We start from the raw sequence: 16,327 nt of genomic DNA on the forward strand, positions 1-16,327 counted from the left end.
TGACGGGCAGGCGACCGGCGAATGTCGGCGCGAGGTCGTCGACCGGGTGCGGGGTGGCTGATGCGGCGCGCATGTGGGCGGCCCGCCCGGTGTGCGGCAGGTGCACACCGGGCGGGCGCCCTCATGAAGCCGAGTAGGTGACAGGTCGTCAGGCGACTGCCGGGGTGTAGTGGCCGGCCTCGTCCCCCTCGAGGACGTAGCTGCGCTCGCCGTCCGCACCGACCGGGACGTCGCCCGCGACCGTCACCCGGTGCAGCAGACGCGGCAGGTCGCCGTAGTCGTCGGGGGCGTAGTGCTGGGTGATGCGGTTGTCGAAGAGCACCACGTCGCCCGGGGACCAGGCGACCCGCACGATGTTCTCCGGGCGGATGACATAGGCCTGGAGGATCCGCAGCAGATCGCGGGACTCGGACGGGCCGAGGCCGATGAGGCTCTGGGCGAACCCACCGATGAACAGGCCGCGTTCACCGGTCTCGGGGTGCACGCGGACGACGGGGTGGGCGGTGCGGTACTTGCGGGAGACGAAGCGCTTGCGGTGCTCGGCCGCCTTGTCGCTCTTGGGGGCGGCGTAGTCGTAGTCGTTGGTGTGGACGGCCCACAGCTTGTCGGCCAGTTCGCGCAGCGGCTGGGGCAGGTCCCGGTAGGCGGCGCCCGAGTTGGCGATGAGCGTGTTGCCGCCGTAGGGCGGGACCACGATGCCGCGCAGGGTGGACACCTTCGGCGGTGTGCGGACGAAGGTGACGTCGGTGTGCCAGTGGTTGGCACGGATGCCCTCCTCGGCGTCGACCGGCAGGATGCTGGGCTGTTCCTCGACGGACGGCACCGTGGGGTGCGCGGTGGTCAGCTCTCCGAAGAGGGAGGCGAAGCGGAGCTGGGCGGCGTCGTCCAGGTGCTGGTCGCGGAAGATGAGCCGTTGTACGCGTGCTGGTCGGAGCCGTAGTAGCTGATGACGGACGTGATGGGGGCGCCGTTCGCGGCCAGTTTGACGACCGCGCCGTTGAAGGCTCCTCCGAAGTCGATCTGCCCCGTGGCGGCGGACTGGATGTCCTGGGGGCCGCTGATCGTGTTGCCGACCCAGTCCAGCCTCACATCACCCAGATACCCCAGGTCCTCGGCGAGCTCCGGCACGATGACCTGGCCCGCCCAGCCCTGGTACCGGAGTGTTCGGGCCTGCTTCCCGGATGAGCCGCCCGCGGACCTGCCGCAGCTCACCGCTGCGGCCGAGGCGCCGAGTAGCGTCATGAATTGTCGTCTGGAACGAGCTGCAGGCATGAAGGGATCCCTTGCGGAAGGCGACGTGAAGGGCAGGCCGAATCACCGCACGGCATGGTCCGATGAATCCGCGCACGGGTGAGCGAATGCATCACCGTGCGGCCTTTCCCGTCACCTCATGAGGGAGATTCGAGGAAGGCTGAGGAACGGATGGCGAAGGCAGGTCTCACCGCGCTGCAGGGGCAGCGGAAACCCTCGGATGCCGAGCGGGAAAAAGAGTGAGAGAGTCGAGCGCGACCGACTCAGCGGCCAACGGCACAGATGGCGCTGGCTTGGCGTCGCAGATCGACGTGCAGACGCACGACGAAATTCTCGGATTGGCTCACGTACAGCAGGATGGCAGCGCGTTCAGCCCTCGTCAACGCTTGCCGGATTCCATCTCGCATGGCGGATTCCTTACCCTCCATCAGGCTGGTTTCGCCGTCCGCGCAGGTGCCGACGTGATGCCGCGGATCTCTCCGGCCGGACGGCTCCCGCCGTCACGTCGCCCGAGTTCCGGCCGCGCCGCAGTGCGCGCGCACGCGAAAGGGGCCGAGCCGGGCTGATGCCCGGCTCGGCCCCTCACGTCGGTCGGGGGTGTCCTCGGCCGGCTACTTCGGAGCGGCCCAGATCTGACGCTTGTTGGTGTTCGGTGCGTGGAGCTGGACCTTGGTGCCGTTGGTGGTCCTGCCGCCGGTCACGTCGAGGACCTTGCCCGACGCGACGTGCACGATCTGGCCCTTGGCGTTGACCGACCAGCGCTGCGCCGCCCCGCCGTGGCAGTCGGAGAGGCCGATCTTGTTGCCGTCGGTGCTCGCGTTGCGTGCGTTGTCGAGACACTTGCCGAGCGCACGGAACGTGCCGTCCTTCCCCACGATCCAGGACTGCGCCACGCCGGCATTGCACGTGAAGAGCTGGATCTGCGTGCCGTTGGCCGCCTTGCCGCCCTTGACGTCGAGGCACTTGCCGCCGAGGCCGGTCACCTTGCCCTGCGGGGGTGGCGTCGCTCCGGCGCCGCGGGCCAGAAAGCGCAGTCCCTGCACATCGAACTGCTGGACGTAGGAGCCGGCCCGCTTGTCCTGGTAGGCCATGGCAGGCGTACACATGACGGGCTTCTCTCCGGAGTCGCTGCCCTTGACGCAATCGCCGCGCGTCGAGCTGCGATTCGCGTGCGTCAGCCCCAGTGTGTGCCCCAGTTCGTGGCTGATGTGGTTGCGCATGTACGTCTCGCCCATGGAGGGCGTCGGCTTGCCGTCCGCCGTGAAGAACTCGCTGTCGATGTAGGCATGTCCGCTGGTCACCGTGGACGGGAGCGACGCTGCGGAGAAACCGCAACTGAGGTTCGGGCTCCCCGAGCCGTCGTGCACGACCTTCCATCCGGTACCGCCGTCCTTGGGCGGCACGCACGGACGCTTCAGGACTCCGATGACGACTTCACCCTTGGGCCTGCGGTAGTCCCACCCCACCGGCCGGGTATCCACGGTGAAGGGGAGGTTGGTGACGTGCTGCAGGTCGGCAGCGGTCGCCTTCACATAGCGGGCCAGCCAGTCCACGGCCTTCTGGTCGTAGAACTTGATGGTGTAGCCGCCCGGCAGCATTTTGGTCGCGCCGGTCAGCTTCCACCCTTCGCCATGGGGCGGCGCGGCCGCGGCCGCGCGGGGCGTGGGCGCCTCCCGCAGAGCCATGACGCCCTGCTCGAAGGTCGTCCCGTCGGTGTCGGAGCTCCCTGAGTCCACCGAGTCCGAGTGGGCTGCCATGGTGCTCGACGGTGCCGCGGCCCGGTGTGCGGCCCCCGGCTCCTCGTCGTCGGTGCCGAAGGCGCTGGGTGAGAGCTGCAGGCTCCCCACGATCGCTGCCGCCGCGCACACGGCGATGGATATGCGACGCTTTCCTGTGAAGCGCACGTCCCCGTTTTTCCTTTCGCAGAAGAACATTCGCTGGTCAACACCACTGATCCCGGGCAGCGCCGTCCGCACGGAACCGGGCACGGGCGGGCAGGACAAGCGGCAGGCGCAAGGCGCATGCCAACACCTGTCTCCCGCCCCGGAGCCGTCACCGGGAACAGTCGGAACGCCGAGGACGCACTTCCTGTCCCCGATCCCCGCGTTCGGACGGCGTCGCCCGGTTGAGCGGCCGCGGCTGGTCCGCCTGTCTCACAGCGGGCTGCCGGGGAGTGGGGGGCGGACACCTGCGGTCAGGGCGGCCTCGCTGGGCTTCTCGGACATGTGTGGCTCCTCGGCAGGTGTTCGTGCGTCCCCGTTCGCACGACGAACCGCGGCCCGCGCGTAGGGAGTTCAGTACGGCGCGGGCGCTCGGTGCGCCAGGATGAACACCTTAGTGCACACGCGAACACACGAACGAGAGACGGTCCGGTCCGTGCGACCGGTGAGCAGCGGTTGGCGGTCGCAGACGTATTCCTGCCGGTCGGGGCGTCAAGACCATCCGGTCGTGGCGTCAACCCCGTCGAACACGCCCGCTCGAAGCCGTGGAGCGGACTTTCGAGCAGGACGTCCTCCCCCATCACCGACGGCCGACGCTCCCCGCGAGCGGTGCGCCTACTGCGGGCGGGCCAGGGATGTGCGCATGGCCGTCATCAAGGCGCGTCTGGACTCCCGTAAGGCGCGCCGTGCCGCTGTGCAGTCGGCATCGCTCCACGTCTCGCCGCGCACGACCGTTTCGCGGTAGGCCAGGAGCCCGGCGGCGACCTCTTGGGCCTGCTCCACGACGTCGAGGGGCGCTATCAGTTCGAGCGCGTACTGCTTGGCGTACACCTCGTGGTCCTGGAAGACCGTCCAGACCATGTGCCGGCGTTCCTCTTCGGGCCGGTTCACCTCGCGGCTCGCATGGGAGACGACGTCGCGCGCCTGGGCCAGCGCCTCCAGGTATTGCACGTACACCGACCGCAGCGTTTCGCGGTCCTGCGTCATGCTGTCCCTGCGCCAGCGGGCCCGGTCCGTGGCCAGGGTGCTGCCCACGCCGATCGCACCGCCCAGCACCACTGCGGCCAAGGCCGTCCACTCCATCCCCTCAGCATAGGAACGGCCCCGTCCCGGCGGGGATGCTTCGCGGAGGGAGCGTCTGCTGATGCGGTTGGTGTTCCTGAGGCGGCGCGCAGCCACCTCGGGGCGTGGGCGGCGCGCGCAGCCCTTCGGTGTCACGGCCGCCCGGGGCAGCAGGCGACTGTGACGTGCCGTCAGGATTCGGTGGAGGCGGCGCATCCGGTGCTCCGGCGGGCTGCGAGGAGGACGGCCGCGGCGCCGGCCGCCACCAGGGTGGCGGCCCAGCCCAGCGCCTCGCCGGGGACGCCCGCGCCGGTGGAGGCGAGGGATCCGGTTCCGCCGGTGACATCGCCTCCGGTCACGGCTCCCCCGGTACCCTCGGTCGATCCGACCGTCCCGGAGCCGCTGCCGGTGCCGCCGGGCAGCCGGGCGGCCTCGTCGAGGGAGACGGCCACGGTGACCGGATCGAGGGCGTCGCCCGCCGCGTAGAAGCCGCCGAACGCTTTCGCTCCGTCGGCGGTCAGGGTGGCCGGGATCTTCTCGAGGGTGATGAGGTCGCCCTCCGCTTCGAGGGAGCCGGAGCCCACCGTCAGGGCGCCCACCCGGACGTCGCTGCTGTGGGTCACCTTGCCCGTCTCCCGGTCCTTGGAGGAGACATCGGCGACGAGTGCGCCCTTGGCGCCCTTCACCTGGATGCTCAGATCGCTGAACTTCAGATCCAGGGAGCCGTGGTGGCCGGTGAAGCGGACGGCACCGGCGAACTTCGCGTCGAGTGATCCCTGGTCGGCGTCGTAGGAGCCCTTGCCGTCGGGGAAGCGGTAGCCGCTCGCGTGCCGGACGGCTCCGCCGCTGAGGCGGATCTTCCCCTTGGCGACGGGGCCGGTGACGTAGGTGCGGAAGGACTTCTTCACTCCCCAGTCGAGACGGCCGTCGGCGATCCCGGGCGTCCCGCCGGAGGAGACCGTGGGCCGATTGCCCGGCGCCTCGGCCGGACCGGGCACCGTCCGGGGGGCCGACGGGGTGGGAGCCGCGGTCGGCGCGGGTGCCGTGGAGGTGGGGGGCGTGGCCGAGGGAGCCGGCCCGACCGGGCCGCCCGGGGTCACCGCCAGGGTGGCCGGGTCCAGCGCCTGCCCTGCCTGGTACATGCCGTTGAACGCCTTGGCCCCGTCGGCGGTCAGCTTCGCCGGGATGTTCGCGAACGTCATCCTGCCGCCCTCCCCGGTGCTCGGCCGCACCTGCGACAGATCGAGAGCGGCGAGTGCGACATCATTGCTGGTCCGGCCGGACGAGGTGACATCGGCGGTGATCGCGCCCGAGGTGCCCTTCGTCCGCACATGGAGGTCGGTGAGCTTGAGGTCGAGGGCGCCGGCGTGGCCGGTGAAGCGGACGCTGCCCTTGAAGGTGGTGGTCACGGCGTGGGTGGACGTGTCGTACGTGCCGGTGCCGGCGGTGAAGGTGAACGGGCCGTTGCCGGGTGCCTGACGGGCTCCGTCGGCCACCTCGATCCTTCCGTGGGCTATCGGCCCGGTGACGTACTTACGGAACCCTTCCTTCACCCCCCACTCCAGGGTGCCGTCCTTGAGTTCCAGCTTCGGCGCCTCCTCGGCAGCGTGGGCGGGCAGCACCGCGGCGGTGGCGCCGAAGGCGGTCGCGGCGACGACGGCCGCGGCGAGTGCCAGCGCACCGCGCCGCGCGCGTCTGCGGGGCGTGGTCGAAGGGGCGGTCATGGTCGGTGCCTCCTGGGCGGAGTCGGATGAGAGCGGTCGGCGGAGAAGGAGAGGTGGGAGTCGCGTGGCCGAGGTGGGGCGGCGTCAGTCCCGCGGCGCGGCCGTGGTGCGGCGCCTGCGCAGGAGTACGAGGGTGGCCGCCGCGGCCAGGAGCAGCGCACCGCTCCCGGCGGCCACCCACGGACCGGCGGACGGGGACGACGTGTCGGACGCCTTCGGTGATGCGGCGGTGTGCCCGGTCCGGGCCGTGGCGGACGGCCGTGGGGTGGCGGACGCGGAGCTGCCGAGGTCCGGCAGCGGCGGGAGTACGGCCCGGTCGTCGACGGCGACCGCGAGCGAGACCGGATCCATGGCGGCGCCCGTGCGGTAGAGGCCGCCGAAGGCTATGGCGCCGCGTGCGGTGAGCACGGCCGGCGCCTCGGCCACCGTGATCAGGCCGTTCTCGGGGCGGATCCGCTCGGCCACGAAGGTGGCCAGCGGCACGTCCCGGTTCTTCGAGCCGCTGTGGGTGACATCCGCCGACAGCGTGCCCCGGCCGTCCGCGACCCGTACGGACACCCCGCTCAGCGCGAGGTCCAGACCCTTGCCCCGCAAGCGCAACCGGCCCTGGAAGGCGGCGTGGAGGGTGCCCCGGCACTCGTCGTACGTCCCCTTGCCGCGGGAGAAGCGGAACAGCGCGCCACCGTCCTGGGCCCCCTCGGACAGCCGCCACTCGCCCCGGGCGATCGGCCCGCTGACGTACTCGCGGAAGGTGCGGCGCACGCCCCAGTCGACGGCCGCGTCCGCGAAGGTGCCACGCGCTGGGGAATTCTCCCGCCCGCTGCTCGGGCCGGGACCGGCGCCCGGCTTCTGCACGGCCGTCGTGACGTCGGCCGACAGGCTCACCGGGTCGAGGGCCGTGCCTGCGGTGTAGTAGCCCGCGAACGCCTTCGCGCCGCGCGAAGTGAGCTTCGCCGGAAGGTTGTTCAGGGTCACGGTGGCGCCGCCGCCGCGCATGGTCACCCCGCTGAGGTCGAGCGAGGCCAGGGGGACCCGGGTGGCCGTGGTGACCTCCCCCGTGCCCCGGGCCTTGCTCGTCATGTCGGCGTACAGGGTCGCGCCGCCGGCTCCGCCGCGCAGGCGCACGGTGGGGTGGCTGATGGTGAGGTCCAGTTCGTGCGCGCCGTCGCGTGTGCGGTGGCCGACGAAGCGCACCCCGCCGGTGAAGGCCGCGTCGAAGGCTCCGCTGTCCGGGTCGTACGAGCCGTGGGCGGAGTGGAAGCGGAACCGGCTGCCGCCGACCGTCGCCGCCCCGCCCCGCAGGCTCCAACTGCCCCGGGCGACCGGCCCGGTGACGTAGCTCTGGAACGAGGACTTGATGCCCCAGTCCAGCCGCCCGCCCTCGACGGTGCGCTCCGCCGCTCGGGCGGCGGTCGGCGCCAAACCGGGCAGCATCCCGCTCGGCAAGGCGGCGCAGAGCACGAGTGCGGAGCCCACGACGAGCGTACGGACTGGCCTGAACGACAGCATCACGAGCCCCTCCCACACCTGGAGAAGCTTGGTAAGGCTAACCTAAGCTACATCCCGTCAGGTCGGAACAGCGCATCAGCGCGGAGAGGCTTGCCCGTGGATCAACTGCCCTTATCGGCCGGGGTCTTGGGTCACCGGCCGCGGCTCGCCGGACCGTTCCCCGTCCTGTTCGTCCTGCTGGCGCTCCTCGCGCTGACCGGCTGCGGGGGAAGCGGCACCGGCCCGGAGAGCAAGGCTGCCCCCGCCGGTCCCGCCGACCGGGTGGAGCCCCTGCGGAGCACCCCGCGGCCCACGCTTCCGGCCACGGTGCGGTCCGCCGACGGACGCCGGGTGACCGTGCACGACATCGACCGGATCGTTCCTCTCAGCGGCTCGCTGTCCGAGATCGTCTTCACGCTGGGCCTCGGCGGGCGCGTCGTGGCCCGGGACATCACCGCCACCTTCGAACAGGCCGCCGAGTTGCCCGTCGTCACCCGTGCCCACGATGTCTCCGCGGAGAGTGTGCTCTCCCTCAGGCCCGGCGTCGTCCTCGCCGACACCACCACCGGACCGGCCGAGGCCATCGACCAGATACGGGACGCCGACATCCCGCTCGTCGTGTTCGATCCACCGCGCCGGATGTCCGACATCGGCCGCCGGATCGACGCGGTGGCCGCGGCGCTGGGGGTGCGACGGGCGGGTTCCGAACTGCGCGAGCGCACCGAACGACGGGTCGAGGCGGTGCGCCACGCCATCCCCGCCACCAGCCGCAAGCCCCGCGTCGCGTTTCTCTACGTCCGCGGCTCCGCCTCCGTGTACCTGCTCGGCGGACGTGGCTCGGGCGCGAGTTCGCTCCTGGAGACCGCGGGTGCGGTCGACGCGGGCAAGGCCTCCGGACTCGCCAAGGACTTCACCCCGATCACCAGCGAGGCACTCGCCGAGGCGGCGCCCGACGCGATCCTCGTCATGACCGAGGGACTCGACTCCGTCGGCGGGGTCGACGGGCTGCTGAAGGTGCCGGGCGTCGCCGAGACCCCCGCGGGCCTGGACCGCCGCGTCGTCACCGTCGACGACGGCGTGCTCCTCAACTACGGCCCCCGTACCGACCAGGTGCTGAAGAGCCTCGTGCGGCAGTTGCACAGCGCGGACCGCCGGTGAGCGCGCCGGCCCGCGACGCCCCACGGGCGACGGCGCCCGAGGCGAAGTCCCCCGTGGCCCGCACCACCCGCGGGACCCGGACCGCTGTGCTCACCGCCGTCCTCGCCGCCGCCCTGGCGCTGTTCGCCCTGCTGTCCGCGGCGCTCGGCGCGTACGGGATACCGCTGGGTGGTCTGCTGGACTCGCTCCTCCACCGCGCCGGCCTGGGCGGGGCCCCGCTCGACCGGGTCGGCGAGAGCGTGCTGTGGAACGTGCGGCTGCCACGGGTGGTGCTCGCCCTGCTGGTCGGGGCGTCGCTGGGCTGCGCGGGGGCCCTGATGCAGGGCATGTTCGGCAATCCGCTCGCCGAGCCGGGCGTCATCGGCATCTCCTCCGGTGCCGCCGTGGGCGCGGTCGGAGCGATCGCGCTCGGCCTGGACGTCCTCGGCACCTGGACGGTCACCGCCTGCGCGTTCGCCGCCGGGCTGCTCACCGTTCTCCTCGTCTACGCGCTGTCCCGCTCGGAGGGCCGGACGGAGGTCGTCACCCTCATCCTCACCGGGATCGCGGTCAACGCCTTCGCCGGGGCGCTCATCGGACTCGCCGTCTTCTGCGCGGACAACGCCCAGCTCACCCAGATCACGTTCTGGCAGCTCGGGTCCCTCGCGCACGCCACCTGGCCGAGAGTGCTGGCGGTCCTGCCGTGTGCGCTCGCCGGCCTGGCCGTGGCCCCGCTGTACGCACGCAAGCTGGACCTGCTCGCGCTCGGCGAGCGCCCGGCGCGCCACCTCGGCGTGGATGTCGAACGGCTGCGGATGATGCTGATCCTGGTCGTCGCCCTGCTCACGGCGGCCGCGGTCGCCGTCGCGGGCATCATCACCTTCGTCGGACTGCTGGTGCCGCATCTGCTGCGGATGGCGGCCGGTCCCGGACACCGCTTCCTGATCCCCGGCAGCGCGCTCGGCGGAGCGCTGGTGCTGGTGGCGGCGGATCTGACGGCACGGACGGCGGCCCAGCCCGCGGAACTGCCGCTGGGTGTACTCACCGCACTGTTCGGCAGTCCGTTCTTCTTCTGGCTGCTGCGCAGGACCCGCCGCGGGCAGGGAGGCTGGGCGTGAGACGGCTGCTCCGGGCGCGGCCCCGGCAGGTGCCCGAGCCGCTGCCCCGCGGCGCCACCGCGGCCGAGGCGTGCGGGGCCCGCGTGCGGCTCGCCGGCCGTACCGTGCTGGACGACGTCGACCTGGCCGTACGGGCCGGGGAGGTGCTCGCGCTCGTGGGGCCCAACGGCGCCGGCAAGTCCACGCTGCTGTCGGCCCTGGCCGCCGATCTGCCCGTCGAGTCCGGCGCGGTGCGCATCGCGGGCCGGCTTGCGGGCCGGTGGGCAGCGGCCGAGCTGGCGCTGCGCCGCGCCGTGCTCCCCCAGTCCGCCACGCTCTCCTTCCCCTTCACGGTGGCGGAGGTCGTGCGCATGGGCCGGGCCCCTGGGCAGGCACCACGGCCGAGGACGAGGACGAACCGGCCGTGGCGGAGGCGTTGGCCGCGACCGAGATCACCGAGCTTGCCGCCCGCCCGTTCTCCGCGCTCTCCGGAGGTGAGCGGGCCCGGGCCGCGCTCGCCCGCGTCCTTGCCCAGCGGGCCCCGCTCCTGCTGCTCGACGAACCCACCGCCGCCCTCGATCTGCGCCATCAGGAACTGGTCCTGCGGCTGGGCCGGGAGCGGGCTGCCGCCGGGGACGCGGTCGTCGTGGTCCTGCACGACCTGGGCCTCGCCGCCGCCCATGCGGACCGGACGGCGGTGCTGCACGACGGGCGAGTGGTGGCGGAGGGCACCCCGGGCGAGGTGTTCGACGCGGCACTGCTCACCCGCGTCTACCGGCAGCCGGTGGAGGTTCTGCCGCATCCCCGCACCTCGGAGTTGCTCGTGCTGCCCCGGCGCGAGAGTGGGGCCCCGCCGTCCCGGCCGGATCAGGCCCGGAGCTCGTGAGGCGGTTGTCGCCGTGTGACGGGGCGCGGCTCCGCCCCAAGCCGGGCCTCAGCGGGACCTGGTGTGCCTGATCGGCGGGGAGTCGGCTGCGGGTGGTGGTGTCCGGGCTCTGCCGGAGGGACGCCCGGGAGCCTCCGATCGCCGATGCGGGGGCTCGCGTGACCGCTCACAGGCCGGGCAGGGCCGCGTTCACTTCCGGGTGCCGTTCCGCACAGCGTTCACCAGTCCGGCGACGAGTCCCGCCCGTTCGGCCATGGCGTCGATCAGCAGGTACTCGTGGTCGGCGTGGGCACCGCCCCCGACCGCCCCCAGGCCGTCGAGTGTGGGCACTCCCAGCGCGGCGGTGAAGTTGCCGTCGCTTCCGCCGCCCACTGCCGTGCCTTCGATGCCGGGGAGCAACCGCTCGGCGACCGCGAAGAGCCCGGCCGACGCCGACTCGGGCATCGGATGCCGGCCGATGGCTCCCTGAACCACGATCCGGGCCCCGTCGAGGTGTGGTGCCAGCGCCGCGAACGCCGCCTCGATCCGGTCCTTCTCGCCGGCCGTCTCGACCCGGACGTCGACGATGACGGTCGCCTCGGCCGGAACGACGTTGTCCAGGGTTCCCGCCGACGCGACGGTCGGGGTGACCGTCGTGCCGATGCCGGGCCGGCCGAGCGCCGCGATGTCCAGGACCTGGTGTGCTGCCTCGACCAGGGCATTGACCCCGGCCGCGGGTTCGAGGCCCGCGTGCGAGGCCCGGCCCGTGATGGAGACCTGGAAGGTTCCGCAGCCCTTGCGGCCGGTCTTCAGGGGTCCGCCGTCCGCGGCGCCTTCGAGCACGAGTACCGCGCCGCAGGCCAGGGCCCGTTCCTCGATGAGGGGCCGGGAGGAGCGGGAGCCGACCTCTTCGTCGGCGGTCACCAGGATCTCGACGCCCGACCGGTCCTCCAGCGTCGCCAGGCCGTGAACGCCCTGCACCAGGCCGCCGAGCATGTCGAAGACTCCGGGGCCGGTCGCCCGGCCGTCCCGGACCGTGAACGGGCGGCGTTCGAGGGTGCCGAGCGGGAACACCGTGTCGTGGTGACCGAGGATCAGCACGGTGGGATCGCCGCCGGCCGACCAGTGGACGTGCGGGCCGGCTTCGCTCTCCACCAGAACCGCCCGCCCGCCGAGGCGGCTCTCGATGACAGCGGCGACGGCTTCGGCCGAAGCCCTCAAGGCGTCGAGATCGCGCGAGGGGGACTCCACTTCGACGAGCGTCCTGAGGTCCTCGATCATCGCGTCGACACTCACGCCGACGGTCCTGTGCGTCGTCACGTCGCACAGGGTACCGAGGATGCGATGGTCCCGGATCGGCGCGGCGTGCCGACGCTCGGTCGCCGCGTCGGGCGGCACCGGCGTGCTGATGCCGCCCGACCACGGGGCCCGGAATCCGACGGTGACGGCGGCCGTCACGAGTGCCGACCGGACTGCCGGTGGGCGCAGTTCACGGCCGTTGCGCAGCGGCGGCCGGCGCAGGCCCCGACGGCGTCGGCGAGCGTCGATGACCACACTGGATACTCCGGAAGCAGCGAAGGAAAGCCACATGAGCGGCGAGGGCGCACCCACGGCCGGCAACAGGACCGGTCCGTACGACACGATCCGGCGGGACCGCCGGCTGCTGTTAATGCCGCGAATGGCCCAGCATTCCGCCCGGAGGAGGGTCCGGCGGCGGACTGACCTAAACTCACCGGAACAGGGAGAAGAACATGTTGAACGAAGTGCTTTTCCGGAGCGAGACCGTGGCGCCGGCCGACCGGTTCGACTACTGGCAGGAGCGCATGGGAAAGACCCATGCGCCCATGCATCTCAGCAGCGACTACGCCGATGACTACCGGGCCACCCAACGCCTGATCGATCTGGGATCGGTGTCGATGTGGCCCGCCTCCTACCATCCCCTCACGTTCCGGCGCACGCCCCGTCAGATCCGCCAGTCCGATCCCGAGGTGTTCCACCTCTCCCTCCTGCTGCAGGGCGAGGGCTATGCGACCTGGGGAAAGCGAGAGGCTCACTACCTCCCTCACGACCTGCACTGCAACGACTCCTCCGTGCCCTACGAAATCCTTACGGGCGGCGAGGTCATCAGGAGCGTGGGCCTCGAGATTCCCAAGGCACTGGTGCCCTTGCCGCACGGAAGGACCGGCCAGGTGGTCGGGCACCGGATGAACGGGCGGACGGGGGTGGGCGCACTGCTGGCGCAATTCCTCACCCAACTGACCGCTGACACCAGTGCCTATCGGCCCAGCGACGCGCCCCGGCTGGGAATGGTGGTGACGGATCTGGTGGCGGCGCTCTTCGCCCATGTCCTCGAGGACGAGAACTGCCTGGACCCGGAGACCCGTCAGCGGACCCTCCTGCTGCGCATTCAGGACTTCATCCGGCAGAACCTGCACGACCCCGATCTGACCCCTGCCGGGATAGCCGCGGCGCACCACATATCCGTCAGGTATCTTCACCATTTGTTCCGGAACGAAGACACCACGGTCGGGGCCCGCATACGTCACCAACGCCTGGAAGCCGCCCGGCTCGATCTCACCGACCCGGCACTGCGCACCACACCGATTCACGCCATAGCCGCTCGGTGGGGGTTTCCCCGCGCGACGGACTTCAGCCGCGCCTTCCGCACCGCCTACGGTTCCACGCCCCGGGACCACCGTAAGCAGGCCGGTTGCACCTCATGAGCAGGCATCATGGCCGCTACGGGTCGGGCGGCGTCGTCCCGGGTGCCCGGGGCCGGACGGAGGCGTCCGTGCCCCAGAGCCATCAGCCGGGCGGGGGACGGCGGAGGAACAACCATGATCAGGAGGCGTCGGCCTCCTCCTCGGCCGCCGGCCGGAGACGCTGACGCGCGGCCTCCAGCCACTCCGCGTAGTCGGAGGCAAAGATGCACGGGAGGGCCTTGTCCAGCGTTCCCGCGATCTTATGGATCGGGGCCCACACCGCCGGGTCATCGACCATGCGGTCCAGGTCGGTCATCTGCACACGCTCCAGCCAGTCCGAGAGGACCAATGCCTCGTCAGGGGTGAGCCGGATCGTTATCGGTGAGGTCTCCACAGTCCAGAACATAGCCGCCCGGCAGTCCGGCAGCCCGTCGGCGCCACCGATGTGTCCGGGAGGGGTGCGGCGAACGATCGCTGAAGGACGCCCCCGCCCCCGGCCCCCGACGGACCCCTGGCTTCGTTCACTTTCGGCAGCAGCGTTTGTCCGGCACTTCGGGCAGCAGATGCAGGTCGACAGGCTCGGGAAGTTCACGAGAAATGACGCCATGGCATGGGACGGCCCGCCGCCCGTGAGGGCCGCCGCCCGTGAGGGCGGCGGGCCGTCGAAGCGGGCCAGGTTGAGGTCAGCCGGTCCGGGCGGAGTCGAGATGGCGGGTGTCACCGAGACTGATGACGTTGCGGTTGTGGAAGAAGTCGTCTTCGCGCAGGGTGGTGATGCTGCCGGAGGGGGCCCGGAAACTGGCATAGCCGGCCGACTCGATCGGCATCTTGATCCAGGACGCCACGACGAACGTCAGGGAGCCGCCGTGCGTCACGATGATCTGATGCTCGCAAGGGTTCCGCAGGATCTCGTCCGTGGCCGCGTAGATGCGCCGCGCCCACTCGGCCTTGGTCTCGGAACCCTCCACGCCTTCGTCGTGGTCCATGCGCTCCCCGACAGCCGGCGGCGGGACGAAGCGCCGGTCCAGCCACTCCTGCGGCTTTCCTCCCGCCCGGCCGTAGGACTTCTCCCGCAGCCGGTGATCCGGAATCGGCTTCACGCCGAACAGTTCGGCCACCTCATCCGCCGTCCGCAGGGTGCGCTGCAGATCCGAAGTGAACAGCTCCACCTCGGCGCCGTCCGGGATCCGGGCCCGCAGAGCCTGGGCGATGGAGGTCGCCGCGCGGACGCCGACGGGTGTCAGCTGCGAGTCATGCCATCCACCGACGATTCCCTCGACGTGGTGCGTCGCCTCGGGATGGGTGACGACGTAGAGAGTGCGCATGAGCGTGTGCCCTCCTGTAGGTGGCTTCTTGCCGGATTGCAGTCCGCAACTACGGAAGGCCGGTTCAGAACCCGAGCTCATCGTTGCACGAATGATCGACGCGGCCGTAGCGGGCGATGGTCTTGCTGAGCTGCTTCTCGTCGGCGGCCTCGACCGGTTCGTTCACCCGTTTCGCGGCGAGTGTGCAGACACCGGTGCCGCGACTTTCGTTCCGTACCCGAAGACCATCGGCGGACGTGCGGTGCTGCCGCCGGTCCGTACGGTTGGCGCCATGCCGTTATTACGCCGCCTCGCGCCCCCGTTCGCCTTGTTCCTCCTGGCTCCGTTCGTCGGTGAGTTCCTGCTGGGCAATCTCACCCTCGCGGAACTTCCGCTCGGCGTGATGCTGGCGCCGATGTACGGCTGTGGGGCCCTGCTCGTGCGGGAAATCGGGCGGCGCAGTGGCGGCGGCTGGCCGACGATGGTGCTCCTCGCGGCGGCGTACGCACTGATCGAGGAGGGGCCTGTCGACCAGTTGCTGTGGAACGACTCCTACGCGGGTGCCGACCTGTTGCACGGCGATTCCTATCTGCCGCTTCCGGGCATGAGTGTCGAGCTGACTCAGGCGTCGCTCGCGCTGCACACGGTGTGGAGCATCTGCGTACCGATCGCGCTGGTGGAGACGCTGACCCGGACGCGGCGCAGCGACCCATGGCTGGGGCGCGCCGGTCTCGGTGTGGTGGCCGGCGTGTACGCGGCGGGTGCGGTGCTGGTCTTCCGGGGCAACTACGCGGTGGAGCACTTCGTCGCTTCACCGGCCCAGCTCGGTGGCACGGCACTGGTCATCGGGGTGCTGATCGCCGTGGCCTTCCGCATCCGTACGGTGCGGCTCCGGACGTTGCCGGGGCGCGCGCCGGCTCCGTGGCGGGTGGGCCTGGCGGGGCTGGCCGTGACGAGTGCCTATTGGGGTCCGCTCAACGTCGTAACCGCCGACTGGTACGAGTGGATCGGGGTCGTCGTCTGGTGCCTGGCGGTTGCCGCGGGCGGGTGGTGGCTGAGCCGGTGGTCCCGCCGGGCGGGCTGGGATGCCCGTCATCGGTTCGCGGCCGCCGCCGGTGCCGTGCTCACCTATGTGTGGGTGGCCTTTCCGGTCCGGCCCGAGTCCGGCGGCTCCGCACGGGCGGATCTGGTGGGCAACGCCGTGTTCGGGTCGCTCGCCTGCCTGCTGCTGGTGTGGGCGGCCCGGCGTGCGACGGCCGACGGTGGCCGGCCTGGACCCGGTGAGCCGTGAAGGGAGTGTTGTCGGCCCACCGGTGCCTGCCGTCTCAGAGATCGAGGGCGTGCCCTGTCGTCGCGTCGACATGGTCCGGGATCTCGTCGTGGCGGTCACCGACCGTAGGTGTCCCGGTGGGCTCGAAGAGGAGGAGGTCGGCGCGGGCGGGTGCGTACGGCTTGTGCTCGATGCCCCGGGGGACGGTGAAGACCGCCCCTCGGGGGAGCCGGACCGTGCGCTCGCCGGCGGCCTCGCGGAGGGAGATGTGGAGTTCCCCGTCGAGCACCAGGAAGAACTCGTCGGTGTCGTCGTGGACGTGCCAGAGGTGTTCGCCCTCGACCTTGGCGAGGCGCACGTCGTAGTCGTTGACGCGGGTGACGATGCGGGGGCTCCAGAGAGCGTCGAAGGAGGCGAAGGCGTCGCTGAGGATGGTCGGTTCGTTGCGCATGGAGGGAATCCTCGCGGGTTGAGCACGGCGGCCGTG

14 protein-coding genes and 3 pseudogenes are annotated in these 16,327 nt (G+C 71.5%); 5 read left to right on the top strand and 12 right to left on the bottom strand.

Features of this window, described 5'->3' with window-relative positions; genetic code table 11:
* Positions 1–148: 148 nt before the first annotated feature.
* From ABT112_RS17545 to ABT112_RS17575, 7 genes and pseudogenes are all read right to left on the bottom strand, one after another.
* Positions 149–910 (bottom strand): annotated as a pseudogene (locus tag ABT112_RS17545) (TauD/TfdA dioxygenase family protein); the annotation flags it as partial.
* Positions 841–1,242, bottom strand: a complete 402-nt coding sequence (locus ABT112_RS17550) for a type 2 periplasmic-binding domain-containing protein (protein ID WP_351510477.1) — start codon at positions 1,240–1,242, stop codon at positions 841–843. The pseudogene ABT112_RS17545 and the gene ABT112_RS17550, both read right to left, overlap by 70 nt.
* Before the next feature lie 272 nt (positions 1,243–1,514).
* Complete coding sequence (locus tag ABT112_RS17555) at positions 1,515–1,679, bottom strand: putative leader peptide (RefSeq protein ID WP_351510479.1); 165 nt, start codon at positions 1,677–1,679, stop codon at positions 1,515–1,517.
* A gap of 183 nt (positions 1,680–1,862) precedes the next feature.
* Complete coding sequence (locus ABT112_RS17560; protein ID WP_351510481.1) at positions 1,863–3,155, bottom strand: ricin-type beta-trefoil lectin domain protein; 1,293 nt, start codon at positions 3,153–3,155, stop codon at positions 1,863–1,865.
* A gap of 651 nt (positions 3,156–3,806) precedes the next feature.
* Positions 3,807–4,274, bottom strand: a complete 468-nt coding sequence (locus ABT112_RS17565) for a hypothetical protein (RefSeq protein WP_351510483.1) — start codon at positions 4,272–4,274, stop codon at positions 3,807–3,809.
* Between the two features lie 170 nt (positions 4,275–4,444).
* The gene (locus ABT112_RS17570; RefSeq protein WP_351510485.1) at positions 4,445–5,977 is read right to left on the bottom strand and encodes an HtaA domain-containing protein; all 1,533 of its coding nucleotides are present in this window, start codon (positions 5,975–5,977) and stop codon (positions 4,445–4,447) included.
* Between the two features lie 84 nt (positions 5,978–6,061).
* The gene (locus ABT112_RS17575; protein ID WP_351510582.1) at positions 6,062–7,486 is read right to left on the bottom strand and encodes an HtaA domain-containing protein; all 1,425 of its coding nucleotides are present in this window, start codon (positions 7,484–7,486) and stop codon (positions 6,062–6,064) included.
* Between the two features lie 90 nt (positions 7,487–7,576).
* Between ABT112_RS17575 and ABT112_RS17580 the strand changes: the two genes are divergently transcribed.
* The 3 genes and pseudogenes from ABT112_RS17580 to ABT112_RS17590 all read left to right on the top strand — a co-directional run bounded on the left by ABT112_RS17580 (position 7,577) and on the right by ABT112_RS17590 (position 10,585).
* A complete protein-coding gene (locus tag ABT112_RS17580) occupies positions 7,577–8,623 on the top strand; it encodes a heme/hemin ABC transporter substrate-binding protein (RefSeq protein WP_502975378.1) in 1,047 nt (348 codons plus the stop codon).
* Positions 8,620–9,720, top strand: coding sequence for a FecCD family ABC transporter permease (locus ABT112_RS17585; protein WP_502975379.1), 1,101 nt, complete (start codon positions 8,620–8,622; stop codon positions 9,718–9,720). Before ABT112_RS17580 ends, ABT112_RS17585 begins: the two co-directional genes overlap by 4 nt.
* Positions 9,717–10,585 (top strand): annotated as a pseudogene (locus tag ABT112_RS17590) (heme ABC transporter ATP-binding protein). Before ABT112_RS17585 ends, ABT112_RS17590 begins: the two are co-directional and overlap by 4 nt.
* A 189-nt stretch (positions 10,586–10,774) precedes the next feature.
* On the opposite strand, the gene ABT112_RS17595 reads toward ABT112_RS17590, so the two are convergent.
* The gene (locus ABT112_RS17595) at positions 10,775–11,884 is read right to left on the bottom strand and encodes a M20 family metallopeptidase (RefSeq protein WP_351510487.1); all 1,110 of its coding nucleotides are present in this window, start codon (positions 11,882–11,884) and stop codon (positions 10,775–10,777) included.
* Between the two features lie 431 nt (positions 11,885–12,315).
* Here ABT112_RS17595 and ABT112_RS17600 point away from each other — a divergent pair, with 431 nt between their 5' ends.
* A complete protein-coding gene (locus tag ABT112_RS17600; RefSeq protein WP_351510489.1) occupies positions 12,316–13,287 on the top strand; it encodes an AraC-like ligand-binding domain-containing protein in 972 nt (323 codons plus the stop codon).
* A 118-nt stretch (positions 13,288–13,405) separates the two neighbouring features.
* On the opposite strand, the gene ABT112_RS17605 is transcribed toward ABT112_RS17600, so the two are convergent.
* The 3 genes and pseudogenes from ABT112_RS17605 to ABT112_RS17615 all read right to left on the bottom strand — a co-directional run.
* Positions 13,406–13,660 carry a hypothetical protein gene (locus ABT112_RS17605; protein ID WP_351510491.1) on the bottom strand — a complete coding sequence of 85 codons (255 nt, stop codon included), beginning with the start codon at positions 13,658–13,660 and terminating at the stop codon, positions 13,406–13,408.
* A gap of 289 nt (positions 13,661–13,949) precedes the next feature.
* Positions 13,950–14,591 carry a histidine phosphatase family protein gene (locus tag ABT112_RS17610; RefSeq protein WP_351510493.1) on the bottom strand — a complete coding sequence of 214 codons (642 nt, stop codon included), beginning with the start codon at positions 14,589–14,591 and terminating at the stop codon, positions 13,950–13,952.
* A gap of 67 nt (positions 14,592–14,658) precedes the next feature.
* Positions 14,659–14,772 (bottom strand): annotated as a pseudogene (locus ABT112_RS17615) (IS21-like element helper ATPase IstB); the annotation flags it as partial.
* 90 nt (positions 14,773–14,862) lie between these two features.
* Here ABT112_RS17615 and ABT112_RS17620 point away from each other — a divergent pair.
* Positions 14,863–15,861 (top strand): AF_0692 family protein, encoded by a 999-nt coding sequence (locus ABT112_RS17620; protein WP_351510495.1) that lies wholly within the window; start codon positions 14,863–14,865, stop codon positions 15,859–15,861.
* A gap of 34 nt (positions 15,862–15,895) precedes the next feature.
* On the opposite strand, the gene ABT112_RS17625 is transcribed toward ABT112_RS17620, so the two are convergent.
* The gene (locus ABT112_RS17625) at positions 15,896–16,291 is read right to left on the bottom strand and encodes a cupin domain-containing protein (protein ID WP_351510497.1); all 396 of its coding nucleotides are present in this window, start codon (positions 16,289–16,291) and stop codon (positions 15,896–15,898) included.
* Between the last annotated feature and the right edge of the window lie 36 nt (positions 16,292–16,327).

The sequence above is a fragment of the Streptomyces sp. NPDC002055 genome, assembly GCF_040296705.1.
Classification (GTDB): domain Bacteria; phylum Actinomycetota; class Actinomycetes; order Streptomycetales; family Streptomycetaceae; genus Streptomyces.